Origin of the sequence: Nocardia vinacea NBRC 16497 (assembly GCF_000308835.1) — a bacterium.
Lineage (GTDB): Bacteria > Actinomycetota > Actinomycetes > Mycobacteriales > Mycobacteriaceae > Nocardia > Nocardia vinacea.
Window position 1 is genome coordinate 1 of sequence record NZ_BAGN01000237.1, and the last position, 574, is coordinate 574.

A 574-nucleotide genomic window follows, 5' to 3' on the forward strand; every position below is an offset into this window, starting at 1 on the left:
GACGTACAGGGCCGCGTGCGAGTTCCGGATCCGGATCGCGGCGTGACCGTCATGTTTGCGCATACCCGAGGCGACCGGCAGCAGACCACCGGACAGCAGTTCCGCCTCGATCTCCAGCTGCTCGTAACCGGGAGTGATACCGGCCTCGTCGGGCACCACCCACATCTGCACGAAGTGCACCGGGTCCTGGTGGACGTCGCCGCTGAGCCGCCACGAGTCGTTCTTCTCCGAGTGCAGGATGCCGGTGCCGGCGCTCATGCGCTGCGCCAGGCCGGGGTAGATCACGCCGTTGTGGCCGGTGGAGTCCTGGTGGACCAGCGAGCCCTCCAGCACCCACGTGACGATCTCCATGTCGCGGTGTGGATGGGTGTCGAACCCCGTACCGGGATCGACGATGTCGTCGTTGTTGACCAGCAGCAGCCCATGATGAGTGTTGGCCTGGTCGAGATGGTGGCCGAACGAGAACGAGTGTTTGGAATCCAGCCAGCCGAAGTCGGACTTGAACCGGTCCTCGGCGCGGCGGATGTCGACAGTGGGAGTCAAGTCGATGGTGCTCATGAGGTGCCCTCTCCAA

The 574-nt window shown here is 64.6% G+C and carries 1 protein-coding gene; it reads right to left on the reverse strand.

The features are described 5' to 3' along the window. Window positions 1-558 (reverse strand): pirin family protein (locus ON44_RS33440; RefSeq protein ID WP_040697870.1); only part of this gene is annotated, 558 nt, incomplete at its 3' end. Between the last annotated feature and the right edge of the window lie 16 nt (window positions 559-574).